19 protein-coding genes are annotated in these 20,916 nt (G+C 41.0%); 4 read left to right on the forward strand and 15 right to left on the reverse strand.

Annotation, left to right across the window (positions count from 1 at the left end):
- Nucleotides 1–149: 149 nt before the first annotated feature.
- The 8 genes from IT970_RS08390 to thrS form a co-directional block, all read right to left on the reverse strand.
- A complete protein-coding gene (locus tag IT970_RS08390; protein ID WP_036968200.1) occupies nt 150–1,706 on the reverse strand; it encodes a SulP family inorganic anion transporter in 1,557 nt (518 codons plus the stop codon).
- A 164-nt stretch (nt 1,707–1,870) separates the two neighbouring features.
- On the reverse strand, nt 1,871–2,329 hold the full coding sequence (locus IT970_RS08395) for an Lrp/AsnC family transcriptional regulator (protein ID WP_036968198.1): 459 nt from the start codon (nt 2,327–2,329) through the stop codon (nt 1,871–1,873).
- A gap of 97 nt (nt 2,330–2,426) precedes the next feature.
- Complete coding sequence (locus IT970_RS08400) at nt 2,427–3,068, reverse strand: MBL fold metallo-hydrolase (RefSeq protein ID WP_036968195.1); 642 nt, start codon at nt 3,066–3,068, stop codon at nt 2,427–2,429.
- 5 nt (nt 3,069–3,073) lie between these two features.
- A complete protein-coding gene (locus IT970_RS08405) occupies nt 3,074–4,864 on the reverse strand; it encodes a M14 family metallopeptidase (RefSeq protein WP_118844334.1) in 1,791 nt (596 codons plus the stop codon).
- A 199-nt stretch (nt 4,865–5,063) separates the two neighbouring features.
- Complete coding sequence (gene rplT, locus IT970_RS08410) at nt 5,064–5,423, reverse strand: 50S ribosomal protein L20 (protein ID WP_036968189.1); 360 nt, start codon at nt 5,421–5,423, stop codon at nt 5,064–5,066.
- A 15-nt stretch (nt 5,424–5,438) separates the two neighbouring features.
- Nucleotides 5,439–5,639, reverse strand: a complete 201-nt coding sequence (rpmI, locus tag IT970_RS08415; protein WP_004587840.1) for a 50S ribosomal protein L35 — start codon at nt 5,637–5,639, stop codon at nt 5,439–5,441.
- A gap of 206 nt (nt 5,640–5,845) precedes the next feature.
- Complete coding sequence (infC, locus tag IT970_RS08420; RefSeq protein ID WP_074989585.1) at nt 5,846–6,409, reverse strand: translation initiation factor IF-3; 564 nt, start codon at nt 6,407–6,409, stop codon at nt 5,846–5,848.
- A 57-nt stretch (nt 6,410–6,466) separates the two neighbouring features.
- Nucleotides 6,467–8,377, reverse strand: coding sequence for a threonine--tRNA ligase (gene thrS / locus IT970_RS08425; protein ID WP_036968184.1), 1,911 nt, complete (start codon nt 8,375–8,377; stop codon nt 6,467–6,469).
- Between the two features lie 257 nt (nt 8,378–8,634).
- Between thrS and IT970_RS08430 the strand changes: the two genes are divergently transcribed.
- From IT970_RS08430 to IT970_RS08440, 3 genes are all read left to right on the forward strand, one after another.
- Nucleotides 8,635–9,645 carry an endonuclease/exonuclease/phosphatase family protein gene (locus IT970_RS08430; protein ID WP_196857193.1) on the forward strand — a complete coding sequence of 337 codons (1,011 nt, stop codon included), beginning with the start codon at nt 8,635–8,637 and terminating at the stop codon, nt 9,643–9,645.
- A 64-nt stretch (nt 9,646–9,709) separates the two neighbouring features.
- The gene (locus IT970_RS08435) at nt 9,710–10,156 is read left to right on the forward strand and encodes a DUF3010 family protein (RefSeq protein ID WP_036968178.1); all 447 of its coding nucleotides are present in this window, start codon (nt 9,710–9,712) and stop codon (nt 10,154–10,156) included.
- A 236-nt stretch (nt 10,157–10,392) separates the two neighbouring features.
- On the forward strand, nt 10,393–12,108 hold the full coding sequence (locus tag IT970_RS08440) for an AMP-binding protein (protein ID WP_196857194.1): 1,716 nt from the start codon (nt 10,393–10,395) through the stop codon (nt 12,106–12,108).
- Nucleotides 12,109–12,205: 97 nt separating this feature from the next.
- On the opposite strand, the gene IT970_RS08445 is transcribed toward IT970_RS08440, so the two are convergent.
- The 6 genes from IT970_RS08445 to IT970_RS08470 form a co-directional block, all read right to left on the reverse strand.
- Nucleotides 12,206–12,559, reverse strand: coding sequence for a DUF1428 domain-containing protein (locus IT970_RS08445; protein WP_196857195.1), 354 nt, complete (start codon nt 12,557–12,559; stop codon nt 12,206–12,208).
- Nucleotides 12,560–12,665: 106 nt separating this feature from the next.
- On the reverse strand, nt 12,666–14,018 hold the full coding sequence (gdhA, locus tag IT970_RS08450; protein WP_196857196.1) for an NADP-specific glutamate dehydrogenase: 1,353 nt from the start codon (nt 14,016–14,018) through the stop codon (nt 12,666–12,668).
- A gap of 97 nt (nt 14,019–14,115) precedes the next feature.
- On the reverse strand, nt 14,116–15,510 hold the full coding sequence (locus tag IT970_RS08455) for a M28 family metallopeptidase (protein ID WP_196857197.1): 1,395 nt from the start codon (nt 15,508–15,510) through the stop codon (nt 14,116–14,118).
- Nucleotides 15,511–15,718: 208 nt separating this feature from the next.
- Complete coding sequence (locus tag IT970_RS08460) at nt 15,719–16,630, reverse strand: diguanylate cyclase domain-containing protein (RefSeq protein ID WP_196857198.1); 912 nt, start codon at nt 16,628–16,630, stop codon at nt 15,719–15,721.
- A 67-nt stretch (nt 16,631–16,697) separates the two neighbouring features.
- Complete coding sequence (locus IT970_RS08465) at nt 16,698–17,093, reverse strand: VanZ family protein (RefSeq protein WP_182394912.1); 396 nt, start codon at nt 17,091–17,093, stop codon at nt 16,698–16,700.
- 4 nt (nt 17,094–17,097) lie between these two features.
- A complete protein-coding gene (locus IT970_RS08470) occupies nt 17,098–17,925 on the reverse strand; it encodes an alpha/beta hydrolase (protein ID WP_196857199.1) in 828 nt (275 codons plus the stop codon).
- Nucleotides 17,926–18,083: 158 nt separating this feature from the next.
- Between IT970_RS08470 and IT970_RS08475 the strand changes: the two genes are divergently transcribed.
- Nucleotides 18,084–19,931, forward strand: coding sequence for an ABC transporter ATP-binding protein (locus tag IT970_RS08475; RefSeq protein WP_075593678.1), 1,848 nt, complete (start codon nt 18,084–18,086; stop codon nt 19,929–19,931).
- Between the two features lie 116 nt (nt 19,932–20,047).
- On the opposite strand, the gene IT970_RS08480 is transcribed toward IT970_RS08475, so the two are convergent.
- Nucleotides 20,048–20,464, reverse strand: a complete 417-nt coding sequence (locus tag IT970_RS08480; protein ID WP_036968147.1) for an MAPEG family protein — start codon at nt 20,462–20,464, stop codon at nt 20,048–20,050.
- Between the last annotated feature and the right edge of the window lie 452 nt (nt 20,465–20,916).

Consider the following 20,916-nt stretch of genomic DNA (forward strand, 5'->3'; position numbering starts at 1 on the left):
AAGTTACCTTTCGTCGTTATTTTTATTATACCGATAGTCACTCATGCAAAGCACTGCCACCTATCTTAATTTTTAATAGCCTTACCGCATTCTACAGGCATTAAAAAAGCGAAGACTTTGACGGCCTTCGCTTTTTAATCGGCAATTTATTACGCCAATTTATCAGAGGCTACTTTGTATTTAGGATCCTCAATCACGTTAACCTCGACAAGATCGCGTGCTTTATGAAGCAACTGAATACAATCTGGGCTTAAATGACGTAAATGTAATTTTTTACCCGCTTTAGCATACTTATCGGCTAAACTATCAATGGCTTCAATCGCACTGTGATCTGCCACTCGGCTATGTTTAAACTCAATAATGACGTCTTGGGGATCACTTTTTACATCGAATAATTCGGCAAAGTTTTTCACCGAGCCAAAAAACAGTGGGCCATGCAATTCATAGACTTTTGAGCCCTCTTGGTCGATATAGTTGCTTGTATAAATGTGTTTAGCATGCTGCCAAGCAAATACCAGTGCAGACACAATCACACCTACGCACACAGCAATTGCAAGGTCAGTGGCAACAGTCACACCAGACACTAATACAATCACAAATGCATCAGACTTTGGCACGCGCTTCATCATTTTAAAGCTTGCCCATTCAAATGTGCCTAGTACCACCATGAACATTACACCAACCAGTGCCGCCAGCGGGATCATTTCGATTAAGCCTGCTGCAAAAATAATGAAAGCCAATAGGAGTAAGGCTGCGCTAATACCTGATAAACGCGAGCGACCACCCGAGTTAATGTTAATCATTGATTGGCCAATCATTGCACACCCGCCCATTGCACCAAAGAAACCACAGGTTACATTAGCAGCACCTTGACCAATACACTCTTTATTACTGTGGCCACGCGTTTCTGTAATTTCATCTATAAGCGTGAGTGTTAACAATGATTCAATTAAACCAATTGCCGCTAGAATTAATGCATACGGAAAAATTATTTTTAACGTTTCAAGGGTAAATGGCACCATTGGAATATGGAATTGCGGCAGACCGCCTGCGATAGTTGCTTGCTCGTTACCCGTCATCCCTTTTAAGAAATCAAGCACAGTGCGTGCTTCAAGGTCAAACCCAATCACAATACCCGTGACTGTCACGATAGCAACTAATGATGAAGGTACCGCGGTAGTTAGCTTAGGTAAAAAGTGAATAATCGCCATGGTTAACGCGACTAAACCAAGCATTATGTAAAGCGCTTGACCTTCCATCCACTGTTGGCCGCCCATACCATCTGGTACTTTAAATTGACCTAGTTGGGCTAAGAAAATAACGATAGCAAGACCATTCACAAAGCCTAACATGACGGGGTGAGGTACCATGCGAATAAACTTACCAAGCTTAAATATACCTGCGAGGATCTGTAATATCCCCATCAATAATACCGTCGCAAATAGATATTCAACGCCATGGTCTAATACTAAACTTACCATTACGACGGCTAATGCGCCGGTTGCACCTGATATCATTCCAGGGCGACCACCAAAAATAGCCGTAATCAAACCAACAATAAATGCGGCATATAGGCCTACTAAAGGCTCTACATTAGCAACGAAAGCAAAAGCAACGGCTTCTGGCACCAATGCCAGTGCGACTGTCAGGCCCGATAATATATCGTTTTTAGCAGAGCTTGGCGCTTTGCTGAGTAAGTTAAACATTAAGATCCTCTTTCAAGTGTATGCATTTTGGCAAGGCGCAGAATTCTAGCAAAAACTGCCTACGTTAACAATCAGCAACAACCGTAAACACACAGACAACAAAACGGTTAGCACGCAAAAGCACTAACCGTTTGTCAATAAAAAGCTAAATGAAGAAGGTATAGTTAAAGAGGTAAAGATGTACTTCGCTTCACACAAGTCATCGTCACATTTGAGTGTACTTCTTGCACAAACTCAAGATTTAGAAGGTTATCGCGAACAAACTGCTCATACCCTTCAATTCCTTTAGAAATAATGCGCAGCATAAAGTCCATAGTACCCGCCATACTATAGCACTCGGTCACTTCGTCGTAGCTCATGATTAAACGTTCAAATTCAGCTAAGTTTGTTCTGCCATGATTTGATAAGCGAACATGTGCATAAACCAACATATCAAAGCCAAGCTTTTTCTCATCAAGCAAAGCAACTTTACCTTTGATATAACCATCTTGTTCAAGTTTAGCGATACGACGCCAACAAGGAGATTGAGATAAACCAACTTTATCGGCAATTTCTGCCGTTGATAAGCTAGCATCCTGCTGTAATAATGCCAAAATTTGGCGATCTACTTGGTTTAGAGACATTTTATTTCTTTTTCTTTAAAAATACTGAGTAAATTATATAACTGATTTGAATGTCAGTCTGCCTATTTTCTATTATTTATGCGAAAAAAATGCAATTTTAGCCAAAGCGTCCACTAATAAATGGATTCGTTTTTCGCTCATGCCCTACGGTAGTGTTTGGACCATGACCAGGTAAAATGGCAACTTCATCTGCAAACGATAAAATTTCTGATTTAATTGATGCAAGCAGCTGCGCACTATCGCCTTTTGGAAAGTCTGTGCGCCCTACTGAACCTTGAAAAATAACATCTCCGACGATGACCTGCTGTGTCTCGTCATCATAAAAGACCACGTGCCCTGGCGTATGGCCTGGACAATGGCGCACCGATAACTGGCTATTACCCACGCTAATCACATCGCCATGGTTTAACCACTGTGTTGGATAAAAAGGTGAAATGGGTGCAAATCCGAACATTTGAGCTTGCATTGGCAGTGAATCAAACCAAAACTTGTCGTCAATGTGTGGACCAATAATGTCAACATTAAACTTATCGGCAAGCTGTTTAGCCGCACCAACATGATCTAAATGACCATGGGTTAGATAAATTGCAATTAATTCACAACCAAGTGAGGCAAGCTGAGCGCATAATTTTTCAGCATCACCGCCAGGGTCAACTAATGCTGCTTTATTCGTCTGCTGGCAAATAATTATGCGGCAGTTTTGTGCAAACCCCGTCACAGGGACTGTAATGACTTTCATCGTTTTTATCCTTGTTCAGGTGTCTCAAACGTCATTAAAATTGGGTATTTTAAATACGCTTGATCATAAAATGGGGTACGCTCATAAAGCCAATTCAGACGCGCTTCTGGATCATTCGCAAATTGTTTATCTTCACGAATTTTCTGATCAAACTCTAATGCAAGGGCCGGTTTTTCTTTTAGCATCTGACGAGCATATGGCATAAGCGCGTAATTTTCCATGTACTCAGTACGTTGAAAAATGGTGTTAAACTCACCCCATGAAAAAAATGAATCAGGGGCTTCAGGGTGCAGCAAATGTGTTGCCAATTCTGAGTAGGGTTGCGCCGTTGAGACTTTATACCAGCCCTGTACATCTACTTGCACAGGGGCATAGTCAAATTTGGCATCTACACGAAAACGCCCTTCAAAGGGAGCTTTAGCAAATGTATAGTCGACTACGCTTGCCTGTGTCATCACTGCCGTTGGCGTGTTATCAACCTGAGTAACGTCGATACCGTGTAACTTAAGTTTTTTGATTATATTGCTATACGCAGGTGGAATGTAAAACGCACGAGGAACATGAACCGTTTTCTTAACGTCTTTTTGCCAAAAAATCGGCAATGACTCATAGTTTTTAGCTTCACCGAGGTATTTAACTTCAGCTTGCCCTGTAAGCGCGCTTTCACTGCGTGAATAGGCAATGCCTTTAAATGCGATTGTGTCGGGTTGCTTTGCGTAACTACGCTCAACAACGAGTTGTCTCGGTTTAAAATCGAGCTCTTTTTTTACAGCGGCATTTAATGCTTTATCGTTAGCTGCAAGCGCATCAATAGCGCCGTCGATAAACACATAAGTGCCTAACACACGCTGCTTGTAAGGTTTTAAAGAGTGATTTTCAACTAAAATACTAGGCAATGAACGTAAGTCACCCCACCCATTCGAATAACGAGGTGTCGCAACCCATCCTGCTAAGCCTTTTTTGAAATCGCGCTTGTCCATAACAAACACCAATGGCCCAGGTATGTGCCCTGCTTTTTCTAATTTGGCATCAATGACAGGTTTAAACAGGGTGTCTAGCGCTTCTGACACACTTGGTGACTCACTTGAGAACACAGGATTGTACCCATACGTGACATCGTATTGGTAATCAGCGCCATCTGTTACATGTACATCAATATAAAGGTCGGGTTTGAATTGATTTATAACCTGCATAACCCCTTGTATTTCGGGGGTATCAAGCTTGGTATAATCACGATTTAAGTTTAAATTTAGACCGTTAGTTCTAAATCCCATTTCTGCTGGGCCGCGTTGATTTATACGGTTAAATTGGCTGCTACGTTCGTGACCATCTACATTCAGAATTGGAATGAACAGTATGTTTACTTTACTTAAAATATCACGACGCTTTCCGGTCGCAATATCACGTAATAGCATAAACATGGCATCTTTACCGTCAATTTCCCCGCTGTGAATACCCGCTTGAACAAAGATAGTTGGTTTGGTATCTGCAACAAGTTGTGTTGGCTCAAACAACCCTTGCTCATTAGCAACAAGCATTTTTATTGCGCGGCCACTGCTACTTGTGGCAATCGTTTTTACTTTAAATTGAGTAGGATTAGCCGCAACGAGTCGATCTACAAAAGCCATTGTGTCTGCATAATTTGGCGATAAGGTGCCATCACTTAATTCAAAATCAGTCGTTAATGGCCCTTTTTCTTGCATTAATGACACACTGTTACCTTGCCACGGTAACAAAGGAGGTAGGTGGCTGTCTAAAGTCACTACAGTAGATAAAAACACTAAACTGGCAAACATATCACTCTCAAGTGCGGTACTTATTCTATTAACGGGAATTATAACAACTAATTAGAATAGATTGCGTAAACTGCGGTGATTCAACAAAAAAATGGAGCAAATGACAGGACGTGATTATTTAAAGATTCACGGTTCAAGGAGTTCTAAGATCAAAAAAAGGAGCACTAGGCTCCTTTTTAAACTGTATCAAAAGCGAAAATTAAGCCGCTAGGCCTTCTTTAGCTTTTGCAACAAGCGCTGCGAATGCAACTTGGTCGTAAACAGCGATATCTGCAAGGATCTTACGATCGATTTCTACAGATGTCTTTTTAAGACCATTGATAAAACGGCTGTATGAAAGACCGTTTTGACGAGCTGCTGCATTGATACGTGCAATCCAAAGTTGACGGAAAGTACGTTTCTTAGCACGACGGTCACGGTAAGCGTATTGACCCGCTTTAGTAACTGCCTGGAAAGCTACGCGGTAAACACGTGAACGTGCTCCGTAGTAACCTTTAGCTTGTTTTAAAACTTTTTTGTGACGTGCACGTGCGATAACACCGCGTTTAACTCTTGCCATTTCTGAAGACTCCTATTAAGCGAATGGTAACATACGTGAAACTAGACCATGGTCATTCTTATGAACCATCATCTTAGGACGTAAGTGTAATTTACGCTTAGAAGTTTTCTTAGTCAGAATGTGACGAAGATGCGCTTGTTTACGCTTGAAACCGCCAGAAGCAGTTTTCTTGAAACGCTTAGCTGCGCCTCTGTGTGATTTTAGCTTGTAAGCCATTGCAATAACTCCAAATGTATTGCTCAACAATATGGCAAGCAGGCGAGAGATATAAATAGCTCTTCTTTCAAGGCCTAACTTACCGCCATTATCCGGTGAAAGCCCAGTACTAATGCACTGCAACTTTACTTAAACCGGTTATTTCAGGTGAACAGCAAGCTGTTACTTGATGACCTGAGATAAATTCGGTGCGTATTATCGCTTGTTTATTGCTTTTTAGCAATAGGTGCCATCATCATAACCATTTGGCGACCTTCAACACGATTTGGGAAAGATTCAACTTGTGAAACATCTTCCAAATCAGCTTTAACACGATTTAATAATTCAATACCAATTTCTTGGTGAGCCATTTCACGACCACGGAAACGAATAGTAATTTTAGCTTTATCACCCGCTTCTAAGAACTTACGCAAATTGCGAAGCTTAACCTGGTAATCACCTTCATCCGTGCCTGGACGGAATTTGATTTCTTTCACCTGGATTTGCTTTTGCTTTTTCTTTTGTTCTTTTAGTTCTTTGCTTTTCTCAAAGATGAACTTACCGTAGTCCATAACCTTACAAACAGGTGGCTCAGCATTAGGACTGATTTCTACAAGATCTACACCCGCATCATCAGCCATAGCTTGCGCCTCTTTTAATGACACGATGCCAGCTTGCTCGCCGTCAATGTCAATTAAACGAACTTCTTTAGCTGTAATATCTTCGTTGATACGATTTTTTTGAGCTGTTTGTTGCCCTTTCTTGCCGCCTCTAATGGTACGATCCTCCAAGAATATAAAATAAAAAGCGTGTAGTTGGCTGTTTGTTATGCCCTACACGCTCATGATTTATTGTCGATTTTTTATTTCGTCGCTAATTTTTGCAATGAAATCATCAACATTAAATTTGCCTAGGTCTTCACCTGTGCGAGTGCGTACTGCCACTTCTTGTTGTTCAACTTCTTTGTCGCCTACAACAAGTAAGTAAGGAATACGTTTTAACGTATGTTCACGGATTTTAAAGCCAATCTTCTCATTTCTCAAGTCAGCAGCGGCTCTAATTCCAAGTTTATTTAATTTTTGTACAATTTCTTGCACATAGTCAGCTTGTTTATCCGTGATATTCATGATCACCACTTGCTTAGGTGCAAGCCATGTCGGGAACAATCCGGCGTATTCTTCAGTTAAAATACCAATGAAACGCTCAATCGAACCTAATATAGCACGGTGTATCATAACTGGTGTACGACGTTCGTTATTTTCTGCAACGTATGTCGCACCTAAACGACCTGGTAATGCAAAATCTAATTGCACTGTACCACATTGCCATGCACGGTCTAAACAATCATATAATGTAAATTCAATTTTCGGACCGTAAAACGCCCCTTCACCCGGTAAGTAATCAAACTCAATGTCGTTTACTTTCAGAGCTTCTGCTAACGCAAGCTCTGCTTTGTCCCACATTTCGTCTTCACCGATACGTTTTTCTGGGCGAGTAGACAGTTTTACAACGATCTTTTCAAAACCGAACGTTTCATACGTGTCGTAAACCATTTTGATACACGCTGATACTTCATCCATAATTTGGTCTTCAGTACAGAATATATGTGCATCATCTTGTGTAAAACCACGAACACGCATTAAGCCATGTAATGCACCTGATGGCTCATTACGATGACAACAACCAAACTCAGCCATACGCAATGGTAAGTCACGGTATGATTTTAGACCTTGGTTGAAAATTTGCACATGACCAGGACAGTTCATTGGTTTAATAGCATATTCACGCTTTTCAGATTCTGTGGTGAACATGGCATCTGCGTATTTATCCCAGTGCCCTGATTTTTCCCACAAAACTCGGTCCATCATTAATGGGCCTTTCACTTCTTCGTAGTCGTACTCACGTAGTTTTTCACGAACGAAGTCTTCAAGCTCACGGTAAATGCTCCAGCCGTCATTATGCCAAAACACCATACCCGGCGCTTCTTCTTGCCAATGCCATAAATCAAGTGCTTTACCAATGCGACGGTGGTCACGTTTTTCAGCTTCTTCTAAACGTTTTAAATACGCTTTAAGTTGCTTTTTATCTGCCCATGCTGTGCCGTAAATACGTTGCAGCATTTTGTTTTCAGAATCACCGCGCCAATAAGCACCCGCCACTTTCATTATTTTAAAATGTTGGCAGAATTTCATATTTGGTACGTGTGGGCCACGACACATGTCAATGTATTCTTCGTGGTGGTATAAACCTGGGCGGTCATCTTTTGCGATATTCTCGTCTAAGATTTCCATTTTGTATGTTTCACCACGTGCTTCGAATGTATCACGCGCTTCTTGCCAGCTTACGGTCTTTTTAACCACATCGTAGTTTGTTTTTGCAAGTTCAAGCATACGCTTTTCGATGGCGTCTAAATCGTCTTGACTTAATGAGTGATCCATATCGATATCGTAGTAAAAACCATTGTCGATCGTTGGACCAATTGCCATTTTCGCGTCAGGGAAAAGTTGCTTAACTGCGTGACCAATAAGGTGCGCACAAGAGTGACGGATGATTTCTAAACCGTCGTCATCCTTGGCAGTAATAATTTCTAAGCGCGCATCGTCGGTAATTAAGTCACATGCATCAACACGATTACCATTTACACGACCGGCTATGGTTGCTTTCGCTAAACCTGGGCCAATATCGCTGGCAACATCATATGTACTTACTGGGTTTTCAAAACTACGCTGACTGCCGTCAGGAAGGGTAATAACTGGCATTATAAATCCTTATACAGTGGTGATGCCTACAATGCATCACATGTAATTTTTTAAATAAATTTTGAGTAACTCTGCAACGCTTTTACGAATAAGCATTGCCATTTGGTGCCTAAAAGACGTGTATTTACTGAGTCTTCGCAAATACAAGCGCCCATTGTCGCCGCTAGAGTCCTCAAATACAAGTATTTAGGTGAGTAAATTGACAATTACTTAAGTCATTTCATACTTAATAGGTCAGTACTTTAACGGTGATCACGATGCCACACACGCATACGCTCAAGTTTGCTAGTTTGAATTTACTTAACTACACTGCTCCCCCTTATTCGTTTTACCAACAGCATGAACGCTATAACAACACGCAGTGGCAGCAAAAGCAGCAGTTTGTGCGTGATTTTCTGTTTGATTCGAAAGCCGATGTGGTCGCGTTTCAAGAGGTTTTTAGTGCTCACGCATTAGAAATACAGTGTAAAGAAGCCGGTTATGATTATTTTGAAACCGTTGACTGCCCTTCGCACGATGCGCTGTACCCTCAAGTGCTGTTTAATCCTATTGTTGCTATCGCCAGTAAATACCCTTTCACTTGTGTCGAACCTTTGACTCCCTGCCCAGAATTGCTTGAATACCTCAACAACCAAAGTGATTTTAAGTTTAATCGAACGCCTATAAAGTGTTTCTTGGACTTTCCTGAATTTGGTGAGGTGTGCTGTTATGTTGTGCATTTTAAATCACAACGTGTGCAATCTATGGCGCACATACTCAACATACATAACCTTGAAGATCCCTTATTGCAGTTGCTGCACCAAACAGTTGGCGCAATGCAATCGCAAATATCACGCTCATTAGAAGCGTCTATTGTTTATTACGATGCGTTAAAAACACAGCGTGAAAAACAATGTGCCACCTTGGTGATGGGCGATTTTAACGACGTGCTGACAAGCCCCACATTATCATTTATGACACAAGGCTTTCACCCGACTCTTTGCGAGCCCTGTATAGCAAATAATGAACCCGTCGTCGGCTTAACAGACGCCTACCTATTTTGCGCTGCTAGTGAGAACAACACAAAGCCGTTTAGCCACTATTATCACGGCAAGGGAAACGTGCTCGATTATATTTTGGTCTCTGCGCATTTTAATCCACAATGCGCACTATCAAAGGTCTCAAAGCTGGAATACGAAAGCTATGATGCGCATTTAACCCCCCACCAAGCAGTAGAAGATATTACAGTAAGTGACCATAGTTCGATTGCAATTAAAATTCATTTTTAAAGCAACTGTTTTTCAGGACGTTACTTGCTATAATTGCGCAAATTAAGTTATTTAGAGATTAACTATGAGAACATGCGGTGTAGAAATTACAGGTAGCGATGTACTACTGTGTATTTTAACGAAAGATAACGACGTGTTTGATATCCGTGATGTAAGACAAACTCGCTTTACGTTAGGCGATGGTAATGACACAGAAGTTATGCGCAAATTTCAGTTTGATTTTAGAAAACTGATGCAAGATTACCAAATTGATTCTGTTGCAATTAAAGAGCGTCAACCTAAAGGTAAATTTGCAGGCAGTGCTAAAGGTTTCAAAATGGAAACAGCCATTCAACTTATTGAAGAGTTAGATGTGCAAATTTTCAGCGCAACAACAATTAAAGAGCAGCTTAAACGCAATCCACTGCCTATCGAATTTGAAGACACTGGACTGAAAAAGTTTCAAGAAAACGCGTTTATCAGTGCCTATGTGTACTTAATGCGAAAAACCTATAAACAAGATCAAGCGTAATTTATCTTGTTTAAAAAGAACGTGCTACGGCACGTTTTTTTATGCCTGCCAAAAACCATTCTTTTCTCTTAATTTAACTGCAATCACTGTACATTAGTCTTATAAGACTTTTATTTGTCGACAATCTATGCTTAGTTAAAACTGTAAACTGACACTAAATGAACACGCAGTGTATTCATTTTTGTTATTTTCGCATCAAGTCCATGACAACATTTTAATAGGACACGGAGAAAACAATGCAAGCAAAGAACATACATAATAACAGTCTCCCATTAACACAAAGCTATTTTAAAGGTCGCACTGACATTCCTCTCATAGAGCAAACCATTGGTCAGTACCTAGATAACATTGTCGACAATCACCCAGAACACCCCGCGATTGTTGTTAATCATCAAAATATCCGCCTTACGTATAAAGAATACCAGCAACAGATAAACCAACTTGCGATGGGCTTGCTGTCAATTGGCGTTAAACCCGGTGATCGTGTGGGTATTTGGTCACCCAATAACATTGAATGGTGCTTAACACAATTTGCCACGGCGAAAATAGGTGCCATTATGGTGTGTATTAACCCTGCCTACCGCCCAAGCGAGCTAAAATACGCATTAAACAGTGTCGAATGCTCAACACTCATCACCGCTGATGAGTTTAAATCGAGTAATTATATCGACATGCTAAATGAACTTGCACCTGAACTAAAAAATGCAGATGCAGGCAATTTAGATCTTAAAGCACTTCCCCATTTGAAAAATATTATTCGCATTGGCGAACGTCCTACAGCGGGAATGTATTGTTTTAGCGACATAATGCAACATGCGACCGATGCACATAAACTTGAGCTTGATGCGATTAGTGCAACATTAAAAGCTGATCAAGATATCAATATTCAATTTACCTCGGGTACGACAGGAAACCCTAAAGGCGCAACGTTATCGCATAAAAACATTCTCAATAATGGTTTCTTAATGGCACAAGCCATGAAACTAACCCATCTTGATAAATTATGCATTCCAGTTCCGTTATATCATTGTTTTGGCATGGTACTGGGCAATTTAGTGTGTATTAGTAAAGGGGCTACTGCCGTTTTTCCGGGTGATTCCTTTGATCCGAAAACAACGTTAGATGTTGTTGAAAAAGAACACTGTACAGCACTTCATGGCGTACCCACTATGTTTATTGCCGAACTTGAACTAAAAAACTTTGCTGATTATGACTTATCAAGCCTGCGTACAGGTGTTATGGCTGGCTCCACATGCCCAGAGGAAGTCATGCGCAAAGTACAGACCTTAATGCACATGAAAGAGGTGGTTATTGGTTATGGACAAACTGAATGCAGCCCGATTAACAATGTAACCGAAACAGATTCACCACTGGAAAAACAAGTGACAACAGTAGGACGAGCACTTGCCCATACCGAGGTGAAAATTATTGATGAACTTGGCGATATCCAAAAAATTGGTGTGCCCGGTGAAGTATGTAGCCGAGGTGCGGGTATTATGCGTTGTTACTGGAACGATGAAGAAAAAACCAATGCCACTATCGATGAACACGGCTGGTTACATTCTGGCGATTTAGGTGTGATGGACGAACACGGTTTTGTAGCGATTGTTGGTCGTATTAAAGATATGATCATTCGCGGCGGCGAAAACATTTACCCTCGTGAAATAGAGGAAGTACTATACACCTACTCAGGTATTCAGGATGCAGCGATTTTTGGCATCAGTGATGAAAAATATGGTGAAGAAGTGTGTGCGTGGATCCAACCAAAAGAGGATGCCGTACTTGATGAAGATGCCATTCGTGATTTTTTAAAAGACAAGCTGGCTTATTTTAAAGTGCCAAAGCACATTCGCTTTGTCGACGAATACCCGATGACAGTTACAGGCAAATTGCAAAAATTCAAAATGCGTGAACAGATGCAAGAACTACTCAACGAAAAGGCATTTTCGTAGTTTAGATGCAGTAAAGCTCAGCAAGGCTGAGCTTTACATAAATAGGCAATCAGACAGAAAAACTCAATGGGCTTAAACACGCCCACATACACGCTTCTTATTTGTCTAATATAATATCGAAACCACCATAAATCAAACGCTTACCATCAAATGGCATGGGGTTGTTTTCAGGGCTCATACGCGGATCCTCCATTAGTTTCTGCCAGCCGCTATCGCGAACAGCTTTTGAAGGCCAGATGACCCATGAAAACACCACCGTTTCATTTTCATCCGCTTTTACAGCCATGGGAAATGAAGTGACTTCACCCTCGGGTACATCACTCCCCCAGGTTTCGACCACCTTTAATGCACCGTATTCTTTGAATATTTCGGCTGCAAATTCAGCATGTGCAAGGTATTTTTCTTTATTTACTGTGGGTACAGCAGCTACAAAACCGTCGGCATAAGACATAAGTTAACTCCTTTAATAAGCATGTTAAACATAGTCTAATTGCAAAAAAGTGGCTAGCTATTTTCATTAACAGCGCATTCTTAACATTAATAAGCTGTTCTGTGAGTTAAACAACGCCTTGCTTAAGCATCGCCTGAGCAACCCGTTCAAACCCCGCAATGTTTGCACCGAGCGACAGGTCGTCTTCACTTGAATAACGTTTTGCCGTTGCTGATACTCTATCAAAAATGTTTTTCATTACTTGTTGCAGTTTTTCGTCAACCTGCTGTGGCCGCCATGTTTGCAAGCTTGCATTTTGCGCCATTTCAAATTGACTCGTTGCAACCCCACCAGCATTAGCAGCCTTGCTTGGACCTAAATATACATCGTGTTCTTGAAATATAGCGTGTGCCTCAGCGGTCGTTGGCATGTTTGCACCTTCACAGACAATTTTACAGCCATTATCGACAAGCGCTTGGGCATCTTTTTTAGTTATTTCATTTTGTGTGGCGCACGGTAATGCGATATCGCCGTTAAAGTGCCAAACTTGGTGACCGTCTTTTGGATACTGACTCACAGGGATATACTCTGCTTGTGGGTGCTCGTTCAAGTAATCACGCAGCGCAGCGCCCTGCTCTTTTTTTAAGTGTTTTATTAATTCAACATCAAGGCCATCTTCACAATATAAGGTGCCTTTTGAGTCACTGCAGGTCAAAATAATCGCATCGAATTGTGACAGTTTTTCCATTAAATACAGGGCAACATTTCCAGCCCCTGACACCAAGCAACGTTTACCTTTTAGTGAATCATTTTTAGCATCAAGCATGGCACTAAGAAAATAGGCGATACCATAACCCGTTGCTTCGACTCTTAATGAAGAGCCCCCTAACAGAGTGGGCTTACCTGTAAGTACCCCATTATATTGGTTTGTAATCCGCTTGTACTGACCAAATAGATAGCCAATTTCTCGCTCCCCAACACCAATATCACCTGCAGGCACATCGGTTTGTGCACCAATATGTCGGTACAACTCTGTCATAAAAGAGTGACAAAAACGCATAATTTCATGATCACTCTTTCCTTTTGGATCAAAGTCAGCCCCTCCTTTTGCACCGCCTAAAGGAAGCCCTGTTAACGCATTTTTTAAAACTTGCTCAAAGCCTAAAAATTTGACCACGCTTAAATTAACACTCGGATGAAACCGTAATCCCCCTTTGTAAGGACCAAGAGAAGAGCTAAATTCGATTCTAAATCCCCGATTAACTTGCACGTTTCCTTTATCGTCTAACCAAGGCACGCGAAACATTATCTGTCTTTCAGGCTCAACTAAACGCTCAACAATCGCATTATGTTGATACACGTCATTTTCTTTAAGAATTGGGGTTAATGAGGTAAGCACTTCTTCAACGGCTTGATGGAATTCCTGTTCGTGTGGGTTAGAATCCTTTACAGTTTGCAGCATATTTTCTAGATATTGCATGTCAGCTCCTTTTTCAAGCTATTGAAATGTCTCACTAGTTTTAAACTCACTGATGAGACAAATCGATCACTTTATAATAAAGACGTGTTATTAAGTTTTAAGGCTCATTATTCTCCCATTCGAATGCACCCACATCTCCCGGAAAAACAACGGGTGATTCAATACCGTCTTTATTTACTGCTGCAACACCAAAATAGTAGTTATCAATCACCACATTTTTTAACGTCGCTGTTGTCACTTTGCCAACATCACGACTAAATTGCCACTGGGGTTCACTGGTATAACGCCAGTAAATTTTATAGCCTGTAATTGTAGGATCATCACTGTGGTGCCACGATAAGGTGGTGCTTGGTTTAACGGCCCCTGAAATACTGACTCCCGTTGGTGGTGCTGGCGCCCATGCCATTGACGCAAGACTCACTGCATTTAATGACGTTAACTTTGCAGCATATGCAAAATCAACATGATCAATTGTATCACCATATGTAATGCCATCTTCGGTGCGCAAGTCTTGATGTTGTTGATTATAATTTTCGTTGGTTTCCATTATACGAACAGCAGCAAAGCCAACATCGTTGAATGGGCGGTGATGCCCTCCACGCCCAAACCTGTCTAATCGATACACCAACATGGTATCAAGATTTTCTATGTATTTGTCGGCGATTGTATCGATGTAGCGTGCGAGGTTGCGGCTCGCAGAATCGACTTCTCCCCCGGTAAACCGACGCTTATGGGCTTGTTCTTTGGTTTCAATAACCCGTGTGCCTTCAGAGAAAATACGTGCGGTGGTGTTATCTGTTACACCATTAATACCGGTAGAATTACCGATCATATCGTTATTTAAGACAGCATGTACTCGCCAGTTATTATCTTGCGCGTATTTCGCTAATATTTTACCACCAAACAATCCTTGCTCTTCACCTGATAGTGCGGCATAAACAATCGAGCCATTAAATGTGTATTGTGACAACACTCGCGCAGACTCAATCACACCCGCTACACCTGAGGCATTATCGTTCGCACCCGGTGCATCTGAGGTGTAGTCCATCACATCACTGACACGAGAATCGATATCACCCGACATCATAACCATCCGATTAGGGTCAACCTGTCCTCGCTGAATGGCAATTATATTTACCACTTCAACAGGGTTTGGAATACGTTTTTCGCCAGAAATAGTGTCTTTGACCTCAATGATTTCAAGGCACTGGCCACACGCTTTTGAAATTGCTTCAAACTCCGCTTTTATCCAGCGTCTTGCAGCCCCAATACCACGAGTATTTGATTTAGTCTCTGATAAAGTATGTCGCGTGCCAAAATCAACCAAGGTTTGAATATCTTGCTCTATACGGGTCTTTGAAACTGCACTCGCTATTTCATGCAACGCTCGTTGGTTATTAACTTCAGGCGTTGTGGCGTGTGCAGCCGTTGCTAATAGTAATGATGAGCCAAACAAAACACTGCTCGTTGTTATTGTTTTTCGCTTTAACATAGTGTCACTCCTTCAATGAATCATTCAAGGCTAACTAATATTTCGCTTCAAGCAATAGTAATGAGTTAGAAGACAGATTATTAGGTTAAAACTTTTAACACAGCAGATAGGTATTAAGCGCCTCTATTAAATAAAGGCGATTGCTTTTTGTAATATGTGTCTATTTAAAGACCTATTTTGATGGCCTGAGTCGCAGTTGAACTTTTACTTATGGTTTAATACTTTGAGCGCCGGGTAGCTTTATATCATCGTTATAAAACACAACTTGATTCCCCCCCGAATGCTTAGCACGGTACATGGCTTTATCAGCACATTGAATCAAATACTCTGCATCTCCATAATATTCAGGAAACATTACGGCCCCCATACTAGGGGAGTAAGCAAGCTCAGCATCGTTAAATTCAAGTGGCTTTGCTATCTCTTTCTTTAACGTGTCGACCAACATAAGAATGTCTTGCTTGTTCTTTATACTGTTTAAAATGACAACGAACTCATCGCCCCCTAAGCGACCAACACTGTCATTTTTTTTAAGCACATGACGAATTCGCATCGCGATGGTTTTTAATAATTTATCACCTGCTGCATGACCATGAATATCATTAACTTGCTTAAACCCATCTATATCAATAAACAACACCCCAAGCACCGACGAAAGCGTATTAGCGATTGACAGTGATTCTTCAAGTTGGTTTATTAAAAAGCTTCGATTTGGTAAGTCAGTGAGCGGGTCATGCCCTGCTAAATAGATAAGCTTTTGTTCGAGATTTTTTTGCTCTGTTATGTCATACGCAATGGCGACTCTCACTTCCTTCTCTTGTGACCAATACACTGACCACAAAACATGCACGATCCGGCCATCTTTTCTTACCCAACGATTTTCAAACCGTGGATGCTGATTGTTGTTCATTATTTGGTTAATTGCGTGTATGGTTTTTGCTCTGTCTTCGGGGTAAACAAAATCGAGCATTTGTCTATTAATTGCTTCGCCAGGTGAATAACCAAAAATAGTTTCGAAGGCAGGATTTGTAAAAAGTAAGCAACCTTTAACATCTACAACACACACAGCGTCTAGTAAAAGCTCAACAATATCAGGCAAATATTCAGATGTTTTTGTATTCATAAGCGACTTCTAAGCAACCCCTACTCTGAGTATAGCCGAAACCAAGCGAGTCACTAAACCACTAAAATTAATTTTTGATCGGGTATAAGCGCTTAGATAACCAAACAGAAATACCACTAAAAAAAGCAATGCCCATAAAATCAGCGACTAAATCAATAAAATCTAACGTCCGAGTTTCAACAAAGTATTGACTCAACTCCTCTAACACCACGAACGTTGTCACGATTGCTGCGGCATAATAGATAGTGTACCCGGCCACAACAAACGTTTTAAATTTAAAGGCAAGATTAATAAACAAAGTAAGTAACCCGAACAGACAAAAATGGCCTACTTTATCACCGTAAGGAATGGCAGCAACGAGATCAAAAAACACCGCTTTTTGACCCGTATTAGCGAGGTAAATTACCCAGCCGATAAAAATAAAAAAAGCAGCAGCTAAAACGACCAGTGCGCGTTGTAACATGTTATTACTCCATATGAGATGTTAAGAATAAAAACTGATAAGGGATCACTCGACGCCAATAATGCCAGTCATGTTTTCCAGCACGCTCAATATAGTCATGGCGGATTCGCATTGCGAGCATAGCGTGGTGTAATGCACGATTCTGTTCAATAAAAAAGTCATCAACCCCTATATCGAGCATAATCGCTAAACTGTCATCGCCTTTTTTCCAAGCCGTATTGCCCCCAGCTATTTTATGAAGGTTGTTTATTATGGCAATATCATCCCAGCGGGCTTTATTTTGTGCATAACTGCCCAGCACATTTGCTAAGTCAAATTCTGCCGAAAACGGCCTTACATCAACCCCAGCTGAGATACCCGATACCGCAGCAAACCTTTCAGGGTTATTAATTGCAATATGCAATGCACCAAACCCTCCCATCGACAAGCCCGTTATTGCTCTGCCTGATTTACTGGCATTCGTTGCATATGTTTTATCAATAAAATTAACGACATCATCTGCAATGTATGTTTCGTATTGAGATGCGTTATCAACTTCAGAATCAACATACCACGAACCATAGTTACCATCCGGATTGACGATAATGACGTTATAGTGATCTGCTAATCTTTCTATCTCTGTCAGGTTTGACCAATCGGTATGGTTTCCGCTAAAGCCGTGCAATACGTACACCACGTTATAACGTACAGACGAATTGTAACCCTGCGGTAGAATGACAGTCAGCGGCTTTTCAATCGCTGTTTTTTGACCTTTAAACGTAACGGTTTCGAGCTGATACGCACTGACAGGCAAACACACTAATAGCGACAATGCACAGAGTAATTTTTTCATGATGGCGTCCTTTTTCCTGCTATGTTTTCATTAATTTAAATACATGTAAATACATGAATAAATGTTGTATTTTAAACGTTATTTTTATCGTAAATGCTCTGCTAAAAAGCCAGCTCAATGATATAGTACCACTACTTAATTTTATAAAAGCGTCGCTTATGTATCGTATATTTGAACGGATGACCAATCCATTTCCTAAAGAAAAGCCTTCTCAGCCGCCCAATAGTTTGTTTGCTTTTTGCCGCCATTATACGCGAGGCATGGAGCTGTCATTATTCTTTATGTCATTAAGTGCAGCTGCATTAGCTATTTTAGAGGTTTCTCTTTTTAGTTACATGGGTCAGTTAGTTGACTGGCTAGGCCAATACACACCAGAGACTTTATTTGTTGAGCAAAAATCTGAGTTGATCAGAATGGCTGTGATACTGCTTGTTGTGTTGCCTATCGTGGTGTTTTTTCACTCTGCGGTTTTACACCAAGCACTCCTAGGTAACTACCCAATGTCTATACGTTGGTTAGCTCACCGCTACTTACTTCGGCAAAGTATCAGTTTTTATCAAAATGAGTTTGCGGGCCGCATTGCGACTAAAGTAATGCAAACCTCTCTTGCAGTTCGCGAGGCCGTGATGAAGCTGCTCGATGTTTTGATGTACATTGTGGTGTATTTTGGCGCGATGGTATTTTTAGTCGCAGAATCTGACTGGCGTTTAATGATCCCACTATTAGTTTGGTTACTATTATATGCCGCCATTCAACTGTACTTTGTTCCTAAGCTAAAGCGTGTTGCCAGCTCTCAAGCTGATGCACGCTCAGAAATGACAGGCCGTGTAGTCGATAGTTACACCAACATTTCAACAATCAAATTGTTCTCTTATACTCAGCGAGAAGAGCAATACGCCAAAGACAGCATGGATGTGTTTTTACAACCTGTTTATAAGCAAATGCGTTTAGTGACGAGCCTTAACTTTTCGATCAATACCTTAAATTATTTACTGGTCTTTAGTATTGCTGCCTTATCTTTATACCTGTGGTCGATTAGCGCTATTTCTGTTGGTGCAATCGCTATTGCTGTCAGTCTTTCATTGCGATTAAACGGGATGGCACAGTGGATCATGTGGGAAATTAGCAGCCTATTTGAAAACATTGGCACGGTTGCCGATGGTATGAAGACTTTATCGGCGCCTATCGAGGTTGACGATCAACCCAACGCGTCAACGCTTGCAGTATCGAAAGGTGCAATCAGCTTTGAAAACGTGCAGTTTAATTATGGTAAAGCAGCAAATGAAACGCACCGTGGCCCCGTTATTAATGGTTTAAATTTAAACATTAAAGCAGGTGAGAAAATTGGCCTAGTTGGCCGCTCAGGTGCCGGTAAATCAACGTTGGTTAATTTGCTTCTTCGCTTTTACGATGTTGATTCCGGAAATATCACCATTGATAACCAAAATATTGCTACGGTAAGCCAAGAGAGCTTACGTAAACACATCGCAATGGTGACGCAAGACACATCACTACTGCATCGCTCTGTAAAAGATAACATCTTATATGGTAGACCGGATGCAACAGAAGATGAAATGTTAGCCGCAGCAAAACAAGCAAAAGCGCTTGAGTTTATCGAAGATTTAGAAGACAGCAAAGGCAATAAAGGGTTTGCTGCTCAAGTGGGTGAACGGGGTGTCAAACTATCTGGGGGACAGCGCCAGCGAATCGCCATTGCACGCGTACTACTTAAAGATGCACCCATTCTCATTTTAGACGAAGCAACCAGTGCGCTTGACTCCGAGGTCGAAGCAGCTATACAGACCAGCCTTGATGATTTAATGACGGGTAAAACGGTCATCGCAATTGCCCATCGCTTATCAACCATTGCGCAAATGGACAGACTCATCGTGCTGGATGAAGGCGGTGTTGTTGAACAAGGCAGCCATGAACAATTAATAGCGCAAGGCGGTATTTATGCTGCCTTATGGTCTCATCAAACCGGTGGCTTTATAGGTGTTGAGTAGTAAATCGCGTATTTAAACGCTTAATCGCAGAGGCATTGATAATTCATTCAATGCCTCTTTTTTTTCGCTAATGTGGTTTAAAAACAAAGCACATTAGGCTTAAAAAATGATGACCACTACACTAAACGTAACCCTATTAATACCACGAGGGCTATATTGGCAATCGCTGCAATCAAAAAGAAATAGCTGCGCGGGCTTGGGTTCTTTTCTGTTGCAATAGCGTAATACAGCAGCATGTGAATAATCCTTGCTATCACATACACCCAGATACACAGAGCGAATACATTACTATTCACATTTAGAAAAAAACCTAAAAATACCGCACCTAAAAACAACGGGCTATTTTCTAAACTATTCATAAACGTGCGATGCGCACGAAATACAAAGCTTTCATGACCCAAAGATGCGTTAAACTTACCAGGTACAGCACCGGGTTGTTTTGCCTTAACAACCGCAGCCACACCCCATTGAACAATAAGCATGATTAAGTAAACATAGACAGCAAAATAAGCAGACAAGGTTAATTCAGGCATTGTTAATTCCTTTTGTTAAAATAAGACGAATTCTTTTAACTTTGCAAAAAGCCAACCAAAATAACCCACTGATTTTTAATGAGATTAATTTTTTTAAATCTTAAAGCTGCATAATTAGTACGGACTGTGTATAAATTTTACAATGTGTGTGCCACATGCAATATGCGCTTATTTCCCGCGACCACTTCATTAAGTGCCCAACCTTATGCCCTAAAATATAAAGTACCCTAGCATTGCCATAAAAACACTGATAACCCGCTGTTTCATTTATTCAAGGCGCGAACATTCTTATCAAGACTGTTTAAAGAGTATTTTGCTTTCTCGAAGAGCTAAATAAAGTAAAATCAGACATATCATTTTTTGTCGATAAAATGCCCCAGCTCCTGCGATGTACCAACGCGGGCCGAGCGCGCTTTGCTGCTGTAATGAATGACCAACAGGCTGGCTACTTG

The sequence above is a fragment of the Pseudoalteromonas sp. A41-2 genome (assembly GCF_015767615.1).
In the GTDB taxonomy this organism is placed as follows: Bacteria; Pseudomonadota; Gammaproteobacteria; order Enterobacterales; family Alteromonadaceae; genus Pseudoalteromonas; species Pseudoalteromonas lipolytica.